20 protein-coding genes are annotated in these 23,026 nt (G+C 62.6%); 9 read left to right on the top strand and 11 right to left on the bottom strand.

Translation table 11 applies throughout. The features are described from left to right. Positions 1-17: 17 nt before the first annotated feature. Positions 18-827, bottom strand: a complete 810-nt coding sequence (locus PIN31009_RS12855) for an alpha/beta hydrolase (protein ID WP_150790511.1) — start codon at positions 825-827, stop codon at positions 18-20. Positions 828-1,024: 197 nt separating this feature from the next. Between PIN31009_RS12855 and PIN31009_RS12850 the strand changes: the two genes are divergently transcribed. The 4 genes from PIN31009_RS12850 (at position 1,025) to PIN31009_RS12835 (ending at position 6,374) form a co-directional block, all read left to right on the top strand. Further along, positions 1,025-2,239: an ABC transporter substrate-binding protein gene (locus tag PIN31009_RS12850; protein ID WP_150790510.1), complete on the top strand. Its 1,215-nt coding sequence runs from the start codon at positions 1,025-1,027 to the stop codon at positions 2,237-2,239. A 2-nt stretch (positions 2,240-2,241) separates the two neighbouring features. Continuing rightward, positions 2,242-3,957, top strand: a complete 1,716-nt coding sequence (locus PIN31009_RS12845; RefSeq protein ID WP_150685308.1) for an ABC transporter permease — start codon at positions 2,242-2,244, stop codon at positions 3,955-3,957. Position 3,958: 1 nt separating this feature from the next. Then, positions 3,959-5,044, top strand: coding sequence for an ABC transporter ATP-binding protein (locus tag PIN31009_RS12840; RefSeq protein WP_150790509.1), 1,086 nt, complete (start codon positions 3,959-3,961; stop codon positions 5,042-5,044). 226 nt (positions 5,045-5,270) lie between these two features. Then, entirely contained in the window at positions 5,271-6,374 is a 1,104-nt protein-coding gene (locus PIN31009_RS12835) for a porin (protein WP_150790508.1), read from the top strand. 73 nt (positions 6,375-6,447) lie between these two features. On the opposite strand, the gene PIN31009_RS12830 is transcribed toward PIN31009_RS12835, so the two are convergent. Then, positions 6,448-6,843: a RidA family protein gene (locus PIN31009_RS12830; protein ID WP_150790507.1), complete on the bottom strand. Its 396-nt coding sequence runs from the start codon at positions 6,841-6,843 to the stop codon at positions 6,448-6,450. A 165-nt stretch (positions 6,844-7,008) separates the two neighbouring features. Between PIN31009_RS12830 and PIN31009_RS12825 the strand changes: the two genes are divergently transcribed. Together PIN31009_RS12825 and PIN31009_RS28345 are read left to right on the top strand one after the other, a co-directional pair. Further along, positions 7,009-7,938 carry a LysR family transcriptional regulator gene (locus tag PIN31009_RS12825; protein ID WP_150790506.1) on the top strand — a complete coding sequence of 310 codons (930 nt, stop codon included), beginning with the start codon at positions 7,009-7,011 and terminating at the stop codon, positions 7,936-7,938. A gap of 254 nt (positions 7,939-8,192) precedes the next feature. Then, complete coding sequence (locus tag PIN31009_RS28345; RefSeq protein WP_150790505.1) at positions 8,193-9,827, top strand: methyl-accepting chemotaxis protein; 1,635 nt, start codon at positions 8,193-8,195, stop codon at positions 9,825-9,827. A 51-nt stretch (positions 9,828-9,878) separates the two neighbouring features. Here the strand turns inward: PIN31009_RS28345 and PIN31009_RS12815 are convergent, their stop codons facing one another. The 3 genes from PIN31009_RS12815 to PIN31009_RS12805 form a co-directional block, all read right to left on the bottom strand. After that, positions 9,879-12,086: a putative bifunctional diguanylate cyclase/phosphodiesterase gene (locus PIN31009_RS12815; protein ID WP_150790504.1), complete on the bottom strand. Its 2,208-nt coding sequence runs from the start codon at positions 12,084-12,086 to the stop codon at positions 9,879-9,881. A gap of 333 nt (positions 12,087-12,419) precedes the next feature. Further along, entirely contained in the window at positions 12,420-12,989 is a 570-nt protein-coding gene (locus PIN31009_RS12810; protein WP_150790503.1) for a cysteine hydrolase family protein, read from the bottom strand. Between the two features lie 136 nt (positions 12,990-13,125). Next, positions 13,126-13,743, bottom strand: coding sequence for a nitroreductase family protein (locus tag PIN31009_RS12805; protein ID WP_150685316.1), 618 nt, complete (start codon positions 13,741-13,743; stop codon positions 13,126-13,128). Positions 13,744-13,989: 246 nt separating this feature from the next. Between PIN31009_RS12805 and PIN31009_RS12800 the strand changes: the two genes are divergently transcribed. Next, on the top strand, positions 13,990-14,391 hold the full coding sequence (locus PIN31009_RS12800; protein WP_150790502.1) for a carboxymuconolactone decarboxylase family protein: 402 nt from the start codon (positions 13,990-13,992) through the stop codon (positions 14,389-14,391). Positions 14,392-14,395: 4 nt separating this feature from the next. Here PIN31009_RS12800 and PIN31009_RS12795 read toward each other — a convergent pair whose 3' ends face one another. Continuing rightward, positions 14,396-15,631, bottom strand: coding sequence for an NADH:flavin oxidoreductase/NADH oxidase family protein (locus PIN31009_RS12795; RefSeq protein WP_150790501.1), 1,236 nt, complete (start codon positions 15,629-15,631; stop codon positions 14,396-14,398). A gap of 78 nt (positions 15,632-15,709) precedes the next feature. Between PIN31009_RS12795 and PIN31009_RS12790 the strand changes: the two genes are divergently transcribed. Next, the gene (locus PIN31009_RS12790; RefSeq protein ID WP_150790878.1) at positions 15,710-16,159 is read left to right on the top strand and encodes a MerR family transcriptional regulator; all 450 of its coding nucleotides are present in this window, start codon (positions 15,710-15,712) and stop codon (positions 16,157-16,159) included. 146 nt (positions 16,160-16,305) lie between these two features. Continuing rightward, positions 16,306-17,175, top strand: a complete 870-nt coding sequence (locus PIN31009_RS12785) for a slipin family protein (protein ID WP_150790500.1) — start codon at positions 16,306-16,308, stop codon at positions 17,173-17,175. A 20-nt stretch (positions 17,176-17,195) separates the two neighbouring features. Here the strand turns inward: PIN31009_RS12785 and PIN31009_RS12780 are convergent, their stop codons facing one another. The 5 genes from PIN31009_RS12780 to PIN31009_RS12760 all read right to left on the bottom strand — a co-directional run bounded on the left by PIN31009_RS12780 (position 17,196) and on the right by PIN31009_RS12760 (position 22,913). Further along, entirely contained in the window at positions 17,196-17,915 is a 720-nt protein-coding gene (locus PIN31009_RS12780; RefSeq protein ID WP_150685320.1) for a Crp/Fnr family transcriptional regulator, read from the bottom strand. 211 nt (positions 17,916-18,126) lie between these two features. Continuing rightward, the gene (locus PIN31009_RS12775) at positions 18,127-19,248 is read right to left on the bottom strand and encodes an amidohydrolase family protein (protein ID WP_150790499.1); all 1,122 of its coding nucleotides are present in this window, start codon (positions 19,246-19,248) and stop codon (positions 18,127-18,129) included. After that, on the bottom strand, positions 19,248-20,558 hold the full coding sequence (locus PIN31009_RS12770; protein ID WP_150685322.1) for an MFS transporter: 1,311 nt from the start codon (positions 20,556-20,558) through the stop codon (positions 19,248-19,250). Before PIN31009_RS12770 ends, PIN31009_RS12775 begins: the two co-directional genes overlap by 1 nt. 91 nt (positions 20,559-20,649) lie before the next feature. Beyond that, positions 20,650-21,930 (bottom strand): CaiB/BaiF CoA transferase family protein, encoded by a 1,281-nt coding sequence (locus PIN31009_RS12765; RefSeq protein ID WP_150790498.1) that lies wholly within the window; start codon positions 21,928-21,930, stop codon positions 20,650-20,652. After that, positions 21,927-22,913: a hydroxymethylglutaryl-CoA lyase gene (locus PIN31009_RS12760; protein WP_150790497.1), complete on the bottom strand. Its 987-nt coding sequence runs from the start codon at positions 22,911-22,913 to the stop codon at positions 21,927-21,929. Before PIN31009_RS12760 ends, PIN31009_RS12765 begins: the two co-directional genes overlap by 4 nt. Positions 22,914-23,026: the final 113 nt, after the last annotated feature.

The following is a 23,026-nucleotide window of genomic DNA, read 5'->3' as shown; positions in this document are numbered from 1 at the left end:
CGGCCCCGCTGCGTGAATCAGCGAGAGACCGTGGCGAAGAATGCCTGTGCGGCGTCGACCAGCGGTTCCATTTCATGGCGCACGCCGGGCAACGCTTCATATCGTGTGTCGACACCGAGCGCGACCATGGCGTCGTAAAGGCGGCGCAATCGCTCGACGCGTGTCTTGCCGAGGGCATCGGCACCGGGCATCCAATACGGGTGCGAAGGGCTCTGGATCATGCCCTGCGGGTTGGTGTCGTCGGCGCCGACGACCAGATGCATGACGATATTTTTGAGCGCAGCCCAATCGACGGGCCGGCCGAAGCGCGCTTCGAAATCCTGCAAGCCGATCCACCACGGATGCTCCGCATCAGGCAGCGTAATGCCACCCGGTGCCGCAATCGATGCGGCCCGCACGCGCGAGGCATGTCCATACAGAAAGCGATGGGCGAAATGCGCACCCCCAGAAAACCCGAACACGAGCATGCGGTCCGCCGACACGTCGTAGGCATAGGCGACCTCGTCGATCATGTCTTTCGCGATGAGGTCGTAGCGAAGGTCGCCTTGCGCGAGATATTTATAGGCATCGATGTTGTCGTCGCCGGTCATGCCCGCAGGGAACAACGGCGCCAGCACGATGCAGTTGTCGCGTTCGGCAAAGTCGGCAAAGCGGTCGCGCAGGCGCTGGTTGGCGCGCTCGGTGCCGTGCACCGCGAGCAAGATGCGGCAGCGCGGCCGGGCCGGGTCGGCGTAGCCACGCGGCACATACAGACAGTATGAAAAGCGCGGGTCCAGTCGGCACGAGAACGACATCGTCGGCCCGACGTGATAGGGCGTGATCTTCACGAACGGTGATCCTTTCCGTAGAGAGGGTGAAGGAAAAACAGGGCAGCGTCGCCGAAGCATGGCCATACGTGTCGTCACGTATTAGGGATACCCCGGGGGCGCATCGCTTATTGAACGGTTGTGAGTGTATCTCAAATTGGCTACTATTTGCATCAAGGTGATCTTGCGATGAAATGGCAGGGTCTCGAAGTTCTGGGATGTTCTGGAATCTGGCAGGCAATCGATCGGAGGAGCAGTTGAAAGCGAATAACGAAGGTAAGAACGGCAAGCCACCGGAAGGGGTTGTGCAGGAGGCAATGCCCGATGTCACGCGTCGCCGTCTGCTGGCGGCAGGCATGGTGGGCGCGGCGGGCACGGTCGGCGGATTCGGCTGGGTGGGCACCGGCACAGCATTTGCAGCGCCGGCCGCGCCCGATCTGGAGACAAAAGCGCGCGGCGAGCAGGGCGTGCTGATTTACTCGAATTTGTCGAACGCCAACATGGCGCCGTTTCTCGCCGGACTGCGCGCGAAATACCCGTGGCTCAAGGTCGACGCGCTGCATCTGGGGCCGGCCGAGGTGTTCGAGCGCTATTACAGCGAGTCGTCGGTCGGGCGCCGCAGCGCCGACCTGATCATCACCGCCGCGCCGGACGCTTGGCTGCGCTTCCATGAGAAAGACGGTATCGAGCCGTACAGCGTGCCCGACGCTGGCGCACTGCCCGCGTGGAGCAAGCCGCTGCCCGGGCTTTACACGTTCTCGACCGATCCGCTGGTAATGGTCTACAACAAGCTGCTGTTGCCGCCGGACAAGCGTCCCCAGTCCATGGCCGATCTCGCACGCCTGAGCCAGCAGTTCCCCGGTCTGTTCAATCGCAAGATCACCACGTACGACGCTGCCAAGCATGCGTTCGCCTACGTGCTGCAATGGACTTATGCGCGCGAGCGCGGCTGGCCGGCGCTGGAAGGCGTAGCCCGCGCCACGCAACTGGAGAGCAGCGGGGCAACCATGATCGAGAAGGTGACCACCGGCGAATACTCGGCGGTGTACTTCGCATCAGGCGCCACTTTCTTCGAACGGTTGCGGCAGGAAAAGCGCGGCGACATTCTCGGCTGGAACCTGATCAAGGACGGCACACCGCTCATGCCGCGCGGCATGGCGATCACGCGGCGCTCGCAAAGCAAGGCGTCCGCGAGTCTGGTGATGAACTGGCTGCTGTCGCACGACGGGCAGGTGAGCATTGCGAACGGCGGCCTCGTGCCGTATCGCAGCGACGTCAAGCCGAATGAAGTACCGGTGATTACCTACGCGCAGATCGTCGAGCAACTGGGGGCGAAGAACGTCATCCAGATTGGCTACCAACCCGAGATGTTGCGTGAGCAGCCGGCCTTCGTCGCCAAGTGGCAAGCCACGTTTACCGGCGGGAGGAAGTGAGCATGGCATCGCTCGCTAACGTGTTGCCGCAAGGCAGCACACGCCGCCGCGTCGACCCCGAGCGCTGGGTCCCGCGATTCGTATTCGTCGCGGTGCTGTTGCTCGTGGCAACGCCGCTGTGCCTGATCGTTTATCAATCGCTGATCGACCGGCCGTTGTACGACGGGCACGGTGTGCTGACCTCACAGAACTACAGCGGCTTGCTGACCAGCCGCGCGTTTCTCGAGGCGGCGGCCAACTCGTTCTATCTGGCCGTCGTGTCGACGGTCGTGGCTACGGTGGTCGGGGTGCTGGGTGCGTTCTGCTTCACGCGGCTCGAACTGCCGGGCCAGCGATGGCTGCGCGGCGTGATGGCGTTGCCTGTCTATCTGTCGCAGCTTGTGCTGGCGTTCGGCTGGTATGTGCTGTACGGGCCGTCGGGTTATGTGACCTTGGCTGTGCAGCGCTGGTTATCGGATACCCCGTGGAATCTGTACTCGATTCTCGGCATGGGCGTTCTGGCGGGGGTGTCGCAGGCGCCGTACGTCACGGTGCTGTGCTCAAGTGCGTTGTCGCTCTCCAACGGTTCGCTGGAGGATGCTGCCCGCACGACGGGGGCGAGGCCGTGGCGGGTGATGACCACGATCACGTTGCCGCTCATGCGTCCGTCGATCTTCTACAGCGCGCTGCTGGCGTTTGTGGGCGGGCTGGAGCTGCTGTCGATTCCGCTGATCTTCGGCGCGCCCTCGAATCTGGAATTCTTCACTACGTTCCTGTATCGCGAAGCGCTGGGTCAGACCTCACCGAACTACGGCATGTTGGGCGCGGCGGCGGTCTACATGCTGATCTGCGTGGCGCTGCTGGTCATCGTGCAGCAACGCATGCTGGGCAACACGCAGCGCTTTGTCACCTTGAGAGGCAAAGCGCAGCGTCACCGGGCAACGCGTGTTGGCGGCTGGCGATTCGTGATCGCAGCGCTCTGGTGGCTGTACCTCGCCATTAGCGTGCTGCTGCCGATTGCCGGGCTGGTCGCGCGCTCTGCGGTGCAATTCCTGAGCCCGTTGGTGTCGCCGCTGGATTATCTGACTGCGTCGAACTACCAGCAGCTCTTCACGCAGTCGGAATACTGGCACGCCATCACCAACAGCCTTTTCGTGGCCGGCATCGGCGCGGCATTGGCGACGGCGTTCGTGGCACTGGTGGTGCTTTGTGTGCAGCGCTCGAACTTCCGCTGGCGCCGGTCGCTGGAGGTGTTGTGTCTGGCGCCGCGCGCCGTGCCCGGCATCGTGGTGGGCATCGGTTTCCTCTGGCTCACCTTGTGGCTGCCCGGTATGGGCGTGCTCTACGGCACCCTGTGGCTGCTCATCATCGCGTTTTCGATGCGCAACCTGCCGACAGCCTTCGCGGCGATGGCGCCCACATTCATGCAGATCGGCCGCGAACTCGATCAGGCCTCGCGCGCCTGTGGTGCCACGTGGTGGCAGACCAGCCGCAACATCGTGCTGCCGCTGGGGCGCCGCGCGATGGCCAGCAGTTATCTGCTGCTGTTCGTGAGTTTTCTCAAGGAGTACGCCGCTGCCGTGTTTCTGGTCGCGCCGACGAGTCAGGTCATCGGGCCGACCATGTTGCGGCTGTGGACCAATGGCGATTTCGGACCGGTAGCGGCGCTGTCGATCGTGCAACTGTTGCTGACCTTGGCGCTGGTAATGCTCGCCAAGACGCTTGGAAAGGGTAAATAACATGGCTGCATTGCAAATCGACTCGTTGTGCAAGCGTCACGGCGATGTCGACATTCTGAAGAACGTTTCGCTGGAAGTTCGCGACGGCGAATTTCTGACGCTGCTCGGCCCCAGCGGCTGCGGCAAGTCCACCACGCTGTTCTCGATTGCCGGGCTTGAAACGCCGACGAGCGGGCGCATCACGCTGGGCCCAGTACGGCTTTTCGATCGCGACGAGAACATCGAGCTTGCCCCGGAGGCGCGCAATTGCGGCCTTGTCTTTCAGTCGTACGCGCTTTGGCCGCACATGACCGTGCGGGAGAACGTGGCGTATCCGTTGCGCCTTCGCGGCGTGCGCAAGGCCGTGCTCGATCAGAAAGTGGACGACGCGCTCGGGCTGGTCGAAATGCTGCCGCTGGCCCAGCGCTATCCGCACGAACTGTCGGGCGGGCAGCAGCAACGTGTCGCACTGGCCCGCACGCTGGTCTACGAGCCGACGTTGTTGCTGCTGGACGAGCCGCTCTCGAATCTCGATTCGACGCTGCGACTGCGCGCACGCGGCTGGTTGCGGGAATTGCAGCGCCGGCTGCGGATCACGACCGTGTATGTCACGCACGATCAGGATGAGGCGCTCTCGTTGAGCGACCGCATCGCCGTCATGAGCGCGGGCCGGATCGTGCAGATCGGTACGCCGCGCGATATCTATCAAGCCCCTCGCAACCCGTTTGTGGCGGACTTTGTCGGCCACAGCAACCTGCTGTCGTGCACCGTCGAGTCGGTCGGTGCGGCGGGCGAGCGGACCGTGCGGCTGGCCGACGGGCAGTTGTTGCGTGCAGAAAACGGCACAGCGGCACAAGGCAGTGCGGCACAAATTGCGATTCGGGCCGATCACGTGGAGATCGTCGATACGAATGACACGCTCCCGAACGTGATTCGCGGCAATGTGCTGCAACGCGACTTTCTTGGCACGCACATGGAGTATCTCGTCGCCATTGGCGGTGCCGAAGTGCGTGTGCGCGCGGTGCGCGAGATTCAGGCGGACAGCGTCTGGCTGCACTTGCCGCAGGACCGCTGCATGCTTTTCGATGCGCCGGCCGTGCCCGCCTAGTGGGCACGGACTGTGTTATCGCAACCGATATTCGCGCTTGCCGCCAGCGATGGCGACAGGCGCGGGTAGGGTAGGGGTAGTTGTTTTGGCAGTAGGTGCCGCATGCCTTCGCTCCCGACATCAGGGCGCCCTGTCGGGGGCGTTGGCAGGCGCATTTCTCTTCTCGCTCGTGACCCGTGGTGTTTGCACGGCGATCGATTGTTTTTATCAATTAGGACTGCGTATTATGAAAAAAAGAAGTATCGCGGCGGGCGCTCTGCTCACATTCAGCGGGTATGCGGCGGCGCAGAGTCAGGTGACGATCTACGGGATTCTGGACAACGGCGTGAACTACACGACCAATCAGGGCGGCTCACACAACGTTCAGGTGGCAGGCGGCGCGCTTAACGGCAACCGATGGGGACTGCGTGGCACGGAGGATCTGGGCGGCGGGTTGCAAGCGATTTTCCGTCTGGAGAACGGGTTCGACATCACTAACGGCAAGCTCGCCAATAATAGCCGGGAGTTTGGCCGGCAGGCGTTCGTCGGGCTGTCGGGGGACTTCGGCTCGGTCACGATCGGGCGGCACTACGATTCGCTGGGCACCTTTCTCGGGCCGCTGGCCTCGAGCAACAAGCTGGTCGGCTTCATGAGCTCTCACCCGGGCGATGCCGATAACGTCGATTCGACCGCCCGCGTGAACAATTCGGTGCGCTTTAACAGCGCCGACTACAAGGGCTTCACGTTCGGTGGCGTGTACAGCTTCGGCGGTGTCGCGGGGTCCTACCGGACGAATCAGATCTACAGCTTGGGGGCCAGCTATCTGCGCGGGCCGCTGCATCTGGGCTTCGGTTATCTGAATGCACAGAACCCGCTCACATCGATGTACGACGGCAGCATGACGAGCCCGGTCACGAGTGGTTATTCGACCGCGAAGTCGTTGCAGGTCATCGGGGCCGGCGGCTCGTACCAATTGGGACCGGTCAAGTTGGGGCTGCTGTACACCAACACCCAGTTCAAGGACGTCAGCGTCTCGAGCACGACGCCGTTCAGCGGCACGGCGAAGATGAACAACTATGAGCTGAACGCCCAGTACACGTGGTCGCCAGCGGTGGTGATCTCCGGCGCCTACACGTACACGCGCGCGGAAAATGCGCGGTATCAGCAACTGAGCGCCGTGTACGACTACTTCTTGTCGAAGCGCACGGACATTTACGCCCTTGCGATTTACCAGCGCGCGACCGGCACGGATTCGACGGCCCGGTCGGCGGTTGCGCAGATCTATGGCGTGGCCGCATCGTCGAGCAATGGGCAGGGGCTGCTGCGGGTCGGTGTGCGGCACCGGTTCTGAGTCTGCGTAGCGATCATGGCGATCGTGGCGGCACCTTTGACCCTTGGGCTCACAGGTGCCGCCGGCTGGGCGGTCAATTTGCCGGCAGCTTCGCGATCACCTTGATTTCGAACTGGAAGCCGTACAACCACGTCACACCCACGGCGGTCAGCGTCGGGTGGGGCGCTTCGCCCCAGTACTCGGGCACGATTTTCCATACGCGCTCGAACGTTGCCGCCGGATCGACCATGAACACCGTCACGTCGACCACATCATCGAAGGTGCAGTCGGCCGCTTTCAAGACGGCGTTGAGATTATCGAAAGCCCGTCGCACTTGGGCCTCGAGGTCTGGCTCCGGCGACCCGTCTTCACGGCTGCCGACCTGTCCGGAGACGAACAGGAAGCCGTCGGCGCGAATCGCCGGGGAGTAGCGGTTACGGTCATACAGGGCCTGACGGCCAGCAGGAAATACCACGTCGCGAATCGTCATTCATCCACTCCTTCGAAGGGCCGCCAGTCGGCCCGGGTTATGCGATGAAGGCACTCTAAGCGGGCGCGCGAACGCGATAAACGGGCAACTGCACCCTTCACTGTTTGTAAAATGCAAACAATCGAAAGTCCCGAATATCTCGATCCGATTTGTCAGGAGGCGCCATTGGACCGATTCGACGCCATGCAGGCGTTTGTGCGTGTGGTGGAGGCGGGCAGTTTCACCAAGGCCGCCGAGACGCTGCACATGAGCAAGACCAGCGTGACGCAACTGGTTCAGCAACTGGAAGCGCGGTTGCGCGTGAAGCTGCTCAACCGGACCACGCGCAAGGTCAACGTCACCGCCGACGGTGCCGCTTATTACGACCGTGTAGTACGGTTGCTGGCGGATATGGACGACGCGGAGACCAGCCTCTCCGATGCGTCGACCCTGCCACGCGGGCGCTTGCGCGTCGATGTGCCGAGTCCCTTTGCGAGCCTGATTCTGATGCCCGCGTTGCCGGCGTTTTATGCGCGCTACCCCGACATTCAACTCGATATGGGCGTGAGCGACCGGATGGTCGACCTGATCGGGGAGAACGTCGATTGTGTGGTGCGCGGGGGCGAACTGACCGACCAGTCGTTGATGGCGCGCCATGTCGGCGACTTGCAGCTGGGGGTTTATGCCGCTCCGGACTATCTGGCCCGCGCCGGTGCGCCGTCGCACCCGGGCGATCTGGAAGACTCACATCACCGGATCGTCGGTTTCCGCTGGTCGCGCATCGGTAAGCCGTTGCCTTATGCCATGCGCCGTGGTGCCGAGCAGGTCAACGTGCATGGCAAATACGCGCTAGCGGTTGACGACGGCAATGCGTATCTGGCCGCCGGATTGGCGGGGATGGGGGTGTTGTGGCTGCCGGAATATATGGCGAGGGATGCGGCGGCGCGAGGGGCGTTGGTGCCTCTTTTCGACGACTGGACGTTGGACGCCATGCCGATGTACGTCGCGTTTGCGCCGAATCGGCACGTCAGCGCCAAACTTCGGGTGTTCATCGACTGGATCGTCGAGGTGATGGCGGCCCACGGACTGGCGCCGGTCAGGGCGGTGCGAGGTTGACGACTTCGGCGCCGAAATAAGGAGGTTTGCACCGTAACCGGCTGTTTTCTCAAGTTTTTTACGTTTGCGCCGTTGGAGCCCTTAGGGGCCTTTGCGGCCCTTTGACCCGTCATGTCAGCCCGGCGACGAGGCCGTCTCCGGGCTAGCCCAGACAACAATGACACGCGTGCGTTTGTCACGCATTTCGGGCAGCATGTCGGGCGGCGGATTCCGGGGTCGGATACCGCCATTCCGAAAGAAAGGCGAAAGCGCAAATGTTGAAGAATTGGACGATTCGTTGGCGGTTACGGTTGGCTGTGGCGGGGCTCGCCACGCTGGTCGTGGTGGTGGGCGGTCTGACGCTCGCGGGGTTGCGCGAGACGGTCGGCAGTCTGCGAGAGGTCTACAACAAGGAACTGGCGAGTACCCGGTTGCTCGGCGAGGCAGAAATTCAGATTGGCCGCGCCCGCGCGGTGGTGCTCAGAGCGCCGCAGGCCCCCACAGCCGATCTTAAAGCCGACGATATCAAGAAGGGCACGACCTACTGGGGGGAATCCGAGAAGGCGTGGCAAGCCTATCTGGCCTTGCCGGCTGACGCTGACGAGCAGCGTCTGGCCGCACAGGTGACCAGTGCCCGGCAGGCGCTGAAAGAGGCGTTCACACTGGTGCAGAACGGCATCTCGGCCGGTCAGACCGATGCGTATTACGAGCAGGCGGCGGTACTCGGCAAGCGCTATACGTCCTACGTGAATGCTAATGACGCGCTCAAGCAGCTTTACGACGCGCGTGCAAAAACCAGCTTCGAGTCGGCCGAGTCGGCCTATGACCGCCAACTGGTGCTGACGCTCTGCGCCGTCGGGTTCGCGGTTATCGCGGCATTCCTCACCGCACGGGCGTTGAATCGGGCGATTACGCGACCGTTGGACGACGTGCTCGAACACTTCCAAGAGATCGCCGACGGCAATCTGCGCCGGGCGGTGCAGATCACGTCGACCGACGAAATGGGGCGGCTGCTTGAGGCACTTGCCGCCATGAAGGCGCAGCTTGGCGACACGGTCGCGCGGGTGCGCAAGAGTGGCGAGGCGATTGCGGCCAGCGCCCGTGAGATCGCGGCGGGCAATCTCGACCTGTCGTCGCGCACGGAACAGCAGGCCGCGTCGCTCGAAGAGACGGCAGCGAGCATGGAGCAACTCACCGGTACCGTGCGCCAGAACATGGAGCATGCGCATCAGGCGAATCAGTTGGCGCGTCAGGCCAGCGAGCAGACCAGCGCAGGTGACAGCGCGATGGCGCAGGTGACCGACACAATGCGCCAGATCGACGCCGGTTCGGCCAAGATCCGGGAAATCATCGCGCTGATCGACGGCATTGCATTCCAGACGAACATTCTCGCGCTCAATGCGGCGGTGGAAGCGGCGCGGGCTGGTGAGCAGGGCCGGGGATTTGCGGTGGTGGCCAACGAGGTGCGGACCTTGGCGCAACGCTCGGCGAGCGCGGCACGCGATATCAAGACGTTGATCGAGACATCGGCCGAACGCTCGGCTGCCGGCAGCCGCATCGTCGGCGAGGCGGGCGCAGCGATGCAGGAGATCGCCGGCAGCGTGCGCCGGGTGACCGACATCATGGCGGAGATTTCGGCGGCGTCGGAAGAACAGACGACGGGTATCGATCAGGTGGCGCGTGCGGTGACGCAGATGGACGAGGTCACGCAGCAGAACGCCGCACTGGTTGAGCAGGCATCGGCGGCCGCGCAATCGCTTGCGGAGCAGGCGGAATCGCTGAAGCAGGCCGTGGCGGTGTTCCAGTTGGTGCAGTCCGACGAACCGCACATGTCCCGCTTCGATTCACTGGGGCAAGGCGGCGCGAGTGCTGCCGCTGCGCGCGGACGGTTGCATTCGGTGGTTTCTTGAGTAGAGGCGGGGTGATGCGTCGCTGCCTGTGCGCATCACCCTTGTCACTCGCTACGCACGGTTCAAATTCCACTCACCCCATCCGCTAGTCCGCCCGACGTTGAACGTGGTGCCGAACTCCGAGGCCGGCATCGGTTTTCCGAACAGATACCCCTGTCCTTCGTCGCAGCCGAGTTGGCGCAAGTTGTCTCGTTGCTCGGCGGTCTCGACACCTTCTGCCGTCGTTCGCAAATCGAAACTTCGCGTCATGTCCACGAGCGCCCGCACGACTGACGCATCGCGTTCCGACTCGACCATCGCCTGCACGAATGAGCGGTCGATCTTGATGCGGCTGAGCGGATAGCGTCTGAGCAAACTGATCGACGCATAGCCGGTGCCGAAATCGTCAAACGCAATGCCGACGCCATAGTCGCGCAAGCGTCGCAGCGCGTCGAGCACGACGTCGTCATCGAGCACGATGCTTTCGGTCACTTCGAGTTCGAGCGCCTGCGGTGGCAGGCCATGCCGGTTGAGCACCGCGATCACTTCATCGACGACGCTGCCGATGCGGAACTGCAAACCGAACAGGTTCACACCGATCCGAAATGCCGTCGCGCCGTTGCGGCGCCAGAAGGCCGCCTGCGCACAAGCTTCGTCGAGCACCCACGCACCCACGGCCGCCGCCAGCGGTCCGCGTTCCAATGCGGGCAAAAACGCGGCGGGAGACAACAAACCGCGTTGCGGATGCCGCCAACGGATAAGCGCTTCCGCACCCGTGAGCGAGCCGTCCGCAAAATCGACCTGCGGCTGATAGAACAGCACGAACTCGCCGTCGTTGACGGCCCGGTGAAGCTCGATGTTGTACACGCGCCGCGCCACCGCTTCCATGCGCAACGCCTCGACAAACACAAACACCTGACCGGGCCCGTGATGCTTGGCCCTCGACAGCGCGAGATCTGCGTTGCTGATCAGGCTAAGCGCCTCGTGCGCGTGCTGCGGCGAGACGGCGATGCCACAACATGCGGTCACGCGAACGTCGAAGCCGCCGATGACCATCGGTTCGGCGATGGCCGCCGCTGCTGCGTCTGCAAAGAGACGTGCGTCTGCCGTCTTCGTCACGCCCGGCAGCAAAAGGGCGAACTCGTCTGCGCCGATGCGCGCGACGGTGTCGTCCGGGCGAGCCAGCGCCGTAAGACGTCGAGAGACTTCGCAAAGAATGCCGTCACCGACCTCGTGCCCCAAGGTGTCGTTGACGTCCTTGAATCCGTCGAGATCGATAATCACCACCGCCGCGCCGGTCATCGACGCTGACGTGATTTCCGTGTTCCGATAGAAGCTTGCGCGATTGGCCACCCCGGTAAGCACGTCGGTGCTGGCGAGTCGCTTGAGTGCGTCCTTCTCGTCGCGCAGCGCACTCAGATCATGCACGTGGGCATTGAACGTCAGCACACCGTTTTCGCGCCAGCAGAACAGCGAAGCGCTCAGTAGAAACTCGATGCCGTCGCGGCGCAGCCCATACACCACGGATGGCATGGTGACGCCATCGACCGAGCCCGCGGCCACCACTTGCGCGATTCGGTCGCGTAACGAGGGGCGGCCATGTTCGGGCACGAGCGTCTCGAGCGTGAGGCCCGGGCCGTCGGCGATGTCGTAGCCGTAAAGCGTGGCGGCCGCCAGATTCCACTCGAGAATTTTGCCGCTCTCGTCGAAGCGGATCATGGCCGTCGGCGAGCGCCGCTCGGGCTCGGCAAAGGTGCGCCGGTCGCGCTCGACGAAGAGTTCCACGCGCCGCAGCTCAAGCCGGTCAGATGCCATTCTTGCGAGTTCGCGCAGGCGTTCGCCGTCGACGGCGGAGAAATTGTGATTCGGTTTAGTGTCGATGACGCACAGGGCGCCAAGCGCATGCCCGCCGACCGACATGAGCGGCACGCCCGCATAGAAGCGCACTTGTGACGGCCCGGTGACGAGTGGGTTGTCGTGGAAACGGTCGTCGCGGGTCGCGTCGGGAACCACCAACACGGCATCCTGAAGGATGGCGTGCGCGCAAAACGAGGCGTCGCGGCTCATGTCGACGTCGCCGTCTGAAAATCCGGCCGCCGCCGCAAAAAACACGTGATCGTTGCCGACCATGTTGACGGCGGCCACCGGCACGTCAAACATATGCGCGGCAATTCGCACGACGACATCAAGGCTGGGCAGCGGACGGTCGCTACCCAGACCGTATTCAGCCAACGCAGCGAGTCTCTCGGTTTCCATCGGCAATACAGGGGGACACTTCATCAGTGGTCTCCTCGCCTGAAAGCGGCTTTATCGACAAACCTCGGGCTGTTTATGCATGCGTTAAGACACGAAACGTCCCGGTCTTAATGCCGGTAAGGTACGTTCGAGCAAGGGAAGCCCCGTTAATGATGCTTTTCGCTATATCGATCGGGATAGCTGTCCGGTCGAAATCGGATAATTCGTTTCCGATTAGGCGGATTATAGTGCCAAGACAATTTCTTTTGCATCCGTGCTGATTCGGTATGCGAACGGTATTGCAGGCCGATGTTGCGTGACAGCATTCCATACTGTCGTTTGAATTGTGACGATATTAATAATCAATATCAATGCGACTTACGCAAGCCACGTTAATGCATCGGGGAGCGAAAGCACGTGAGTTCGCGATTCGAATGCGGTCGAGAACAGGTGATCGTGCACGACTTGATCGGGGTCGTAGCAGCAGTCTTTCACGGTGAATAACCGGAAGTCCGCATCGCTTGCATAGGCAATCGATGACAGCATCACCCCGGTCGATGCGATGCCGGCCATGATCAAGGTGTCGATTCCTTTGGCGGAGAGGCGTACTTCAAGATCGGTGCCGTGGAACACACTGGCCCGATGCGCAATGATCAGCGGTTCATTGGGCTGTTGGCCCAGCTCCGGTGAAATCCGATCTTCAACGAATAGCCCCAATTGCTTGATGCCTTGCCCGTTTTTGTTCAACGGGCTGACTTCCGGATAACCGGGGCTGAAATGAATCTTGGCGAAATAGAGCGCGATACCCTTCGCGCGGGCAGCGTCACATAGCTTGCGCGTATTCGAGAGCAGGGTGGGAGCGACCGACGGGAATAACGCCAGAATGTCGGTCTGATAATGCATGATCACTAGCGCGGTTTTCTCGGGAAGGATGTCCGGCATCGGCATAGTCGCGTTGGGCGCTTTGCGTGCGCCTTGCAAGGAATGATGCGCGACTTTAGCACGCCGGTTATGGGTTCGGCGACGAGAGCGGAATGACAAAACGGGCGCCGAAGCGCCCGACTTTGTTGTTAATACCGGTTGATCAGATCGAGAGGCGGCCCAGCCATTCGCGCACATGATCCGCGCGCTCGGCACGGGGGCTGACCTCGGCGTCGGCAGGCGGCGAGCCAACGAACAGGAAGCCCAGAATCTTTTCATTCGGCTCGAAATCGAGCACTTGATGCAGGTCGGCGTCATAAGCATCGGGGCCGGTTGCCCAGAAGCCGCCGTAGCCGAGGATGTGCAGCGCATTGAGCATGTTCATGGTGGCGGCGCCCACCGACAGCAGTTGCTCGCCTTCCGGCACGCTCGTTTGCGTCGAGACGGACGCTGCGATCACGATGATTGCCGGTGCCGCGAACGCCTTGCGACGGCGCTGCTCGTGGGTCTCAGCGGGGGCGTCCGGATTGCGCTTGGCGGCGATTTCGACCAGTGCCTGCCCCAGATCCTCACGTGCCTCGTCGCGCACGATGACAAAGCGCCATGGACGCAGGCGGCCATGGTCGGGCGCGCGCAACGCCGCATCGAAAACCAGATTCAGTTCCACATCGTTCGGTGCCGGTTCGACCAGCGGCCAGTGCGACTGGCGCGAGAGCAGGGCATCGAGCGCCAACTGACGCGATGCAGTAACCGGGGCGGCAAAATCGGTGGACGTACCCATCAAGAACTCTCCAGAAACAGATGAGCCATCATCCCCGATTATTCGGCAAAAAGCAAAATGATTCTCATTTGCGATTATGTCTTGCGTTTATCGCAAGAACGCCTGTGCAGGGGGGGCGCTATGCAGGCGCACCCCGAAATGAGGACCGCTGGCGCGTCGCTGAAGGGGGCCGCGAACTGGCCGGAACGCGCGCGCAAAAGCTTGTAATCTAGCGCTTTGCCCAGCCGCCCACTGAAAGGCCTATCCATGAGCCAAGCCCCTGTCGAGTACGCCAACGCCGCGCCGGAAGTCAAGGCGGTCTTTGACGACATCATGACGACGCGCGGTGTCCCCGACGTCAACAATTTCTGGAAATTCATCGCCCAACACCCGCCCACGCTGGCCCGCACGTGGGACAGCATCAAGGATGTGATGGCACTGGGGGCACTCGACCCGCTGATCAAGGAATTGATCTACGTTGCCGTGAGCGTCACGAACAACTGCGGGTACTGCGTCGCCAGCCATACCGCCGCCGCCCGGCGCGCGGGCATGACCGACGAAATGTTCGGCGAATTGCTGGCCGTGGTCGGCATGGCGAACGAAACCAATCGGCTGGCGGTCGGTTACCGGGTGCCCATCGACCCGGCATTCGAGCTGCCAGTCAAATAACGCGTTACCGCGCGGCGCTTCGTTCCATCCACTGGCGATAGCGCCGCGTCTGGCATGCCGTTGCGATCTGCTGCAAGATCAACGCCCTGAGCGGTGACACGTCGGGTTTCGTCGTGCGCCCGGCGCTCAATCGGTTGAGCTGGAATTTGACGACGGCCATATTCGCCAGCGAGCCGAGCGTCTTGCTCTTCCACGTGATCGGGCGCAGGTTCGGCTCGCTATGCTTGCCATCGCGCCAGTGACGGGGCAACGCAGGGTCGATGGACAAGGCAGTGGCAATGCCGACCATTGCCACGCCGGAATCGATCACCTGCTCGGCCACGGCACGACGCCGTACGCCTCCTGTGACCATCAGCGGCATGCGTGCCACGGCCGTAATGTCTCGCGCAAATTCCAGAAAGTAAGCTTCACGGGCCAGCGTGCGCCCGTCGCGCGCCTGACCCTGCATCGCGGGCGCCTCATAACTTCCCCCAGACAGCTCGACCAGATCGACGCCCAGCGGATTGAGCAACTCGACCACACGCTTGGCGTCGTCCGCGCTGAAGCCGCCGCGTTGAAAATCTGCCGAATTCAGTTTCACCGCCACCGCAAAGCCGGGGGACACCGCTTGTCGAACGGCCCGCACGACGTCGATCAGCAAGCGGGCACGGTTCTCGAGACTGCCGCCCCACGCGTCCTGACGCTTGTTGGTCAGTGGCGAGAGAAATTGGCTGAGCAGATAGCCGTGTGCCGCATGAATCTGCACACCGTTGAAGCCGCTGCGCTCAGCAAGCTCGGCGCTGCGAACAAAACGCGCCTGCACGTCGGCAATGTCGGCCGGGGTCAACTCTCTGGGCACGGCGAATCGCTTCGACAGCGAGCCGAGATCCAGCGCGACTGCCGAGGGGGCCACCGTGGGCTGCCCGAGCGCCGATTGCATTTGACGGCCCGGATGGTTGAGCTGCATCCAGATCTGTGCCCCTTGCGCGCGCGCCGTGTCCGCCCAGCGGCGAAAGCGTTCGAGGTGGGCGTCATCTTGCAGCACTACGCCGTTGGGGCCCGTCATGGCTTGCGCGTCGATCATGACGTTGCCCGTCAAGATCAAGCCCGCGCCGCCGCGCGCCCACGCGTCATAAAGGCGCAGTAGCGCGTCGGACGGTGCGTGGTCGGCGTCGGCCATGTTTTCTTCCATGGCGGCCTTGGCGAGCCGGTTCGGAATCGTGGTGCCGTTGGGCAAGGTAAGGGGGGTGAAGAGCTTCATCGCGTCGCTTCCTCAGTTGACGATGAGGGGACGATAACCTTAAAGTAAGCTTTAATGTCAAGTGCCCGGAGACGGATGATGAAGATTGGTGAGCTGGCGAAAGTCAGCGGCCTGGCGGCGTCGAAGATCCGCTTTTACGAGGGCGAAGGGCTGCTTCCCGACGCGCAACGGCAGGCCAACGGCTACCGCGACTACGGCGACGATGCCCTGACAAGGCTCGATATCATTCGTCGCGCCCAGAACGCGGGTTTTTCGCTCGACGAAATTCGTGCGATTTTGCCGCCGGATCTCAGCGCATGGCCGCATGACTTGCTGCTCGACGTGTTACGCCGTAAGGTCGGCGAAATCGAGCAACTGGAACAGAGCCTCGCGCAGAGCAAACACAACATCTCGGCGCTGATCGCGGCGATCGAGCAGCGTGGGGAAGGGGAAGGATGTGGGGAGGCGGCGCAGCGCGTGCTGACGTCGCTGCGCAATACCCCGGTGGAACCGCCGCTGACGAACGGGCGGGCGCGGAAGCGGGCTTGAATCGCTCGCTAGTGCGCTTAAGCCGTGCCAACGCTATCGAAGCTGCGACCTATGATGAATTGGGAGCTGGTTGTTCAACGGTTTCCGTTTCGCGGGTGAACCGATACCAATTCTGATGACGAGACGCCCGCAGGAGGCGTTTTTTCATGAATCCGATCACATCGTTTCTCGTACTGGTTCTCCTGCTGATGGGCGCGGCGACCGGTGCGTATGTCAGCCCCTATCTGGCGGCATGTTTCGTCGTCGCGGCCATGCTGCTCGCGTCCACGCTGAAGATGGCCAATGCATGGCAGAAGTTCGTCATTCTGCGTGCCGGCAAGCTCCAAAGCGTGAAGGGTCCCGGGCTGTTCATGATTCTGCCGGTCGTCGATAACGTGACGGCCATCATCGATACCCGCATTCAAACTACGGCATTCAACGCGGAACAGGCGCTGACGAAAGACACGGTGCCGGTGAATGTCGACGCCATCATCTTCTGGCACGTGCACGACGCCGAGCGGGCGGCGCTCGCCATTACGGATTACCGGCAGGCGATCGACCGGGTTGCGCAGACGTCGCTGCGCGAGATGATCGGTGCATCGATGCTGTCGTCGCTGCTTTCCGACAGAAAGGCCTCCGACGAGCAACTGCGTGCCGATATCAGTGCCAAAACAGCGGCGTGGGGGATTGCCGTGATTTCAGTGGAAGTGCGGGACGTCGCCATTCCTGTGGCGCTTCAGGACGCAATGTCGAGACAGGCGCAGGCCGAGCGGGAAAAGCAGGCCCGCATGATTCTCGGGTCGGCCGAGGCGGTCATTGCGGCGCGTTTTGTCGAAGCCGCGACGATCTATGAAGGTCATCCGCAGGCTTTGCAGTTGCGGGCGATGAACATCATCTACGAGACCACTAAGGAGCGCGGAGCCACGATCCTGATGCCGTCATCGATGGTGGACAGCATGAATCCGGCAGTGTTGGCCTTCGCGGTCGGCGGTACCGATCCGTCCACGACGGCGCCGACGTTGAAGACGGCCGCTTGATCGTTGGACGTGACGAGGCGTCAGGTGGCGATCGTGTCGGGGAGGAGGCGCGTGAATTCGCGTCGGACTACGCTGTAGCACTCACACACGCGCTTCTCCAGACCTTCCCGATCGAGCACCTTGATATGGCCGTGGCTGTATTGAATCAGGCCCGCCGTCTGGAGTTTCAGCGCGGCTTCGGTGACGCCGGAGCGGCGTACGCCGAGCATGTTGGCGATTAACTCCTGCGTCATCTGGAGCTCGTTCGATGGCAGAAGGTCGAGACTCAACAAGAGCCAGCGGCAGAGTTGCTGATCGATGGAGTGATGGCGATTACAGACGGCCGTCTGGGCCATTTGCGTAATCAATGCCTGTGTGTAGCGCAATAGCAGGCGCTGCAACGGACCGGCGCGTTTGAATTCGTCTTTGAGAACACGGGCGCTGAGGCGGTAGGCATAGCCCGCGCTTTGCACGATGGCGCGGCTGGGGGTGGTTTCACCGCCCATGAACAGGGCGATGCCAATCAGCCCGTCGTTGCCCACGATGGCGATCTCGGCGGATGCGCCGTCTTCCATGACGTAGAGCAGGGAAACAATGGAGGTGGTTGGGAAATAGACGTGAGCCAACTGATCGCCGGACTCGTAAATCACTTTGCCAAGCGGCATCTCAACCAGCATCAATTCAGGCGCGATCCGGTTCCACTCATTCGGAGGCAGCACAGCCAGCAGACGGTTCGCACCCTGATTCGGTTGCGGCGACATTCGTTTTCCCCTTCATGAACGCAAGCCGGTTCATGCCTGTGCATTCTTGTCTGCCAGCGTGGGCGTGTCAATCCTGTGTATACCGCCGGTTCGCTAGTCGGGTGTGCGAGTTGGGAGTGCTACGAACATGCCTCTGGCTGCATTCGATGGGTATGTAGGCATCCATGGGAGCAGGGGCGGCGCTGCCCACGCCGCCTTGGCGCCAAGACCGTCAGCCCAACCGATAGACCTTCGTTACCGTCTCACGGAACAGTGCGGCGCGTTCCGTGGCGCTGGCTTGTGCCGTCAGGCGTTTGAAGGCGTTCCAGCCGTTGTTGAACGTGTACGAGCCCTTGTCGACCGGGAAGTTGCTCTCGAACATGCAGCGATCAGCCCCGAATGCTTCGATACATGTGTGCATCCACGGCTTCCACGCTTCGGCGAGGGCTTCCGATGACGGCGAACGCGCCCCCTTCTCGAAGTCGAAGCCGTTGATCCGCATCCCCAGCCCGCCAACCTTCACGTAGACGTTCGGCAACTGCGCCAACTCGCGCATGGAACGCGACCATCGCGTGAACACCTCTTCACGTGCGTTTTCATAGCTGGCAATCCGCACCACGCCGCCGCAGTGATTGACGACGAACCGCGTCTCCGGATACGCCTTCGCCAGATCGAACAACTCCGGCAACTGTGGGAAAAACAGCCACGCATCGTACGACAGACCCAGTGGCCCCAACTGCGCCACACCAGCGCGGTAGTCCTTGTCGAGCAACAACCCGCGTGGCGCGGCGGAGAGCGGATTGACCAGCGTCTGGTCCGCGTCCCACGTCACCAGATGCCGCACGCCCTTAAAGCGGCCTTGCCCCGCAGCAAGATGCGCTTCCAATACCTCGCGCACCGCAGCGCCACGCCGCAAATCGGCATATCCGACCATGCCCTGTGCCACACGCGGCGCGGCATGTTGCAGCGGCGCCGTGATCTCCGCGACGTATTGCGTCTCACCGACCGGACGCAGCGCCTCTGGTCCCGACTGCCGATATCGCGTCAGCGCCTGCATGAACACCGACGCCGTGATGTTGTGCCCGCCGCGCGCGTCTTCCCGATACTCGTCGAGCAGGTAGATCCAGCCCGGGCGCTCGTAAAAATGGTGATGCGCATCGATGATGGGCATCGTGGGCTCAAGGGCCGCTTCGTTGCCCGCGGACAGCCATTCGGCGCGCACGGGCAGATAGTTGCTGGTCGCCGACATGGGGCGGGATTCCTCTTTTGCGAAAACACGGGTGGCCGACAGTGCCGCCGACGCCGCCGCGACCTGCAAGAGCTTGCGGCGCGCCGGTGATTGAATACCGCTCATTACTTCTCCTCCTGCGGAAACGCGAACAACGCGAGTGTGAGCAACGTGGTGACGCCGAGCACGATCGACAGGCCCAACATGCCCGCCGTGAACGTGCCGAAGCTGTCTTTCAGATAACCGACGAGATACGGCCCCGCAAAGCCGCCCAGCGCACCAATCGAATTGATGAGCGCGAGTCCGCCCGCAGCCGCCTGACCCGACAGGAACCGCGCCGGCAGCGTGAAGAAAATCGTGCGTCCCGCGATGGTGCCGATCAGCGCAAGCGTGATGCCAGTCATGGCAGGCAGGAGCTGATTGAAATACGTCGATACGCCCAACGCCACCGCACCGATCAGCAGCCCAGCGGCCAGATTCGCGATATGCCCGCCGCGGCGGTCCACTCGCTTGGCCCACCACAGCAGCGCAATCGTGGCAAAGAAGTACGGCACCGCCGAGAGCCAGCCCGTCTGCGTCACGCTCATGCCGTGCGCCTTGAGCATCTGCGGCAGCCAGATGCCAATGCCGTACGAACCCATCGTGAAACCGAACGAGATCGAGGCGAGCAGATACACCCGCACGTCTTTAAGCGCTGCGCCAAAGTCCTTCTTTTTCTTGCTGGCCGAGCCCTCGCGCTCGAAGGCCTGTTGCAGCGCCTGCCGCTCGTCGGGCGTGAGCCACTTGGCGTCGGCAGGTTTGTCCGCAAGCAGCTTCAACACGAGGTAGCCCAGCAGACATGCAGGCAAGCCCTCGATGATGAACATCCACTTCCAGCCGGCGAGACCGAGCAGGCCGTCCATTTGCAGCAACCACGTCGACAACGGGCCACCGACCAGCGACGACAGCGGTGTGGACACCGTGAACCACGCGAGCACCCGCGTGCGGTAGTTCGCGGGAAACCAAACTGCGAGAAAGAAGATCACGCCGGGAAAGAAGCCAGCCTCGCCAATGCCCAGCAACAAACGAATCACATAGAAGCTCATCGGGCCGGTGGCGAGTGCCGTGGCCGCCGCGAAGATGCCCCACGTGATCATGATTCGCGCTAACCAGCGGCGCGCGCCGAAGCGATAGAGCGCGAGATTGCTCGGGACTTCGCACAGGCAGTAACCCGCAAACATGATGCCCGCGCCCCAGCCGAATTGCGTGGCCGTCAGGCCGAGATCGCGATTCATCGTGAGCGCGGCGAACCCCACGCTGGTGCGGTCCAGATAGTTGAAGAAATAGGCAAGGGCAAGCAACGGGATGAAGCGCCACGCGGCTTTTTGCACCGCGCGTTGCTCCAAGCTGTCGCCTATCGGCATGGCAGCCGGCGTCGTACGGGATAACGAGGTCATGGTTGTCTCCTGCATATTGCCGGACGTGCGCGCCGCTATTGCGGTCGGCACGGCCCGGCGTTCTTGTGTGTCACTTCACGAAATCAGGGATTCACGCGCTGGCAAGTTCAGTCGGTGATGGCGACGCTGCCGACACTGCGTCGGCGTGTGATGCCGCGCAGCGCACGACGCCGGCATCGGCAAGACGCCCGATGTCGTCGGGCGAGTAGCCCAGTTGCGTCAGCAACGCCTGCGTGTCTTGCCCAAGCGAAGGCGGCGCGGCGCGTAGCGGCAGACGCTCGCCCGCCAACGTGATCGGCAGCAGCGCGGTGCGCGTGGTGACCGATTCGCCTGCGGCACTGGCGTCGGGGGGCAACGTGACCTCGGCCAGACCGCCGGTGGCCAGCAAGTGCGGATCGTCGAACAGCGCCTGCGGCTTGGTGATCGGCGCATAGGGCAGCCCGGCGCGCTCGAAGATGGCACCAATGTGTGCCGCGCTGAACGTCTCCATGTGCTGGCGAAGTTGCGGCATCAGCCAATCACGTGCCTGCACGCGCTGGTTGTTCGTGGCGAGCCGCTCGTCCGCTTTGAGCGCGGGCAAGCCGAACGCATCGCAGAACAGTGCCCACTGCGTATCGGAGACCACCGCCAGAAAGATCTGTTCGCCATCCTTGACGGTGAAGACGTCGTACACCGCCCACGCGGAAATGCGGCTCGGCATCGGTGCGGCGGGGCGCCCAGTCACGGCGAACTGCATCATGTGCTGCGCCATCAGGAACACGTTGTTCTCAAACAGCGCGCTCTGCACTTCCTGTCCTCGACCGGTGCGCTCGCGCTGCGCCAATGCCGCCATCGCGCCGATCGCCCCGAACATGCCGCCCATCACATCGTTGACGCTGGCACCGGCTCGCAAGGGTTTGCCTTCCGGTCCGGTCATGTACGCCAGACCGCCCATCATCTGCACGACTTCGTCGAGCGCCGTGCGATGGTCGTAAGGGCCGGGCAGGAAACCTTTGTGCGACACGTAGACGAGTCGCGGATTGAGCCGGGACAGCGTGTCGTAACCCAGCCCGAGCTTGTCCATCGTGCCGCTCTTGAAGTTCTCGCTGAAGACATCGGCGTTGGCGAGCAACCGGTGCACGATCTCCACGCCGCGAGGGTCTTTCAGATCGACGGCCAGACTCTTCTTGTTGCGATTGAACGTGCTGAAGAACCCCGCACCGGACCCGCGCAGATTGCGCGTGCTGTCACCGGTGATCGGCTCGACCTTGATGACTTCCGCGCCGAGATCGGCCAGCACCATGCCGCACGTCGGGCCCATCACCATGTGCGTCATCTCGACGACGCGCACGCCGCTGTACGGCAACGATGGCTCGTTATTCACACCGCTCATTGCGCGTCTCCGAGCAAACAGCCTTCCGGCTGCGGTGCGCTTGGGGCGCGTCCGTCGGCGTAGTGGAAGCCTTTCGGCAGACCGGCGTCCTGCACGTGGCCGTACAACGCTTCGCCCGGCAGGGCGTCGGCCAGTACGGCACGCGCCACGGCAAGCGCATCGACGTCGATGCCGGTGTCGTAGCCCATGGCTTCGAGCAGAAACACCAGATCTTCCGTCACGATGTTGCCCGTCGCGCCGGGCGCATACGGACAGCCGCCAAGCCCGGCCTGACTCGCATCGATGGTCGTCACGCCGGCATCGAGTGCGGCCACCACGTTGGCCAGCCCTTGGCCGCGCGTGTTGTGAAAGTGCGCGCCGCCAGCCTTGCTGCCCACTTCGGCCTGCAAGCGACGGAACAGACGGCGGACCTGCATCGGGTTGGCGTAGCCGCTGGTGTCCGACAAGCCCACTTCGTCTACGCCGCATTCGGCCATGGCGAGACACATGCGCAGGGTCTGGTCGTCGGTGACGGTGCCCGCGATCGTGCAGCCGAAGGCGACCGATACGCCGGCTTCGATTTCGATACCGGGGAATCGCGCGTCGCGCAGTGCCACGATTTCGCGCACTTCGTCGATCATCTGCGCCGTGGTCTTACGGATGTTGGCCATCGAATGCTCGTCGGTGACCGAGACGGGCAGCGTCAGCTTGTGCACGCCAGCTTCGAACGCCGCTTGCGAGCCGCGCAGGTTCGGAGCCAGCACGGCCACACGAAGGCCGGGGATCGACAGGGCATGGGCGACGACCTCGTGGATATCGGCCATCTGCGGCAACAACTTGGCCGGCACGAACGAGCCGACTTCAATTTCTTTGAGACCGGCGGCGGCGAGCGCGGAGATCCAGCGCAGCTTGGCGGCGGTCGGCATCACACGCTTCAGACTTTGCAGTCCGTCACGGGGGCCGACTTCGCTCACGAGCACGCGCGGGGCGGAAGATTGTGTCATTCGAAGACTCCTGTTAGTTCTATCTGAAAGAACTACGTTCTGTTTGATAGAACTATACGAGCATCATCGACGGGGTTTAAGTTGGGTAAACCCGTAATTCCCTCATTTTCTGG

The sequence above is a fragment of the Pandoraea iniqua genome (genome assembly GCF_902459685.1).
Taxonomy (GTDB): domain Bacteria; phylum Pseudomonadota; class Gammaproteobacteria; order Burkholderiales; family Burkholderiaceae; genus Pandoraea; species Pandoraea iniqua.
This window is presented reverse-complemented; position numbering and strand designations above follow the sequence as displayed.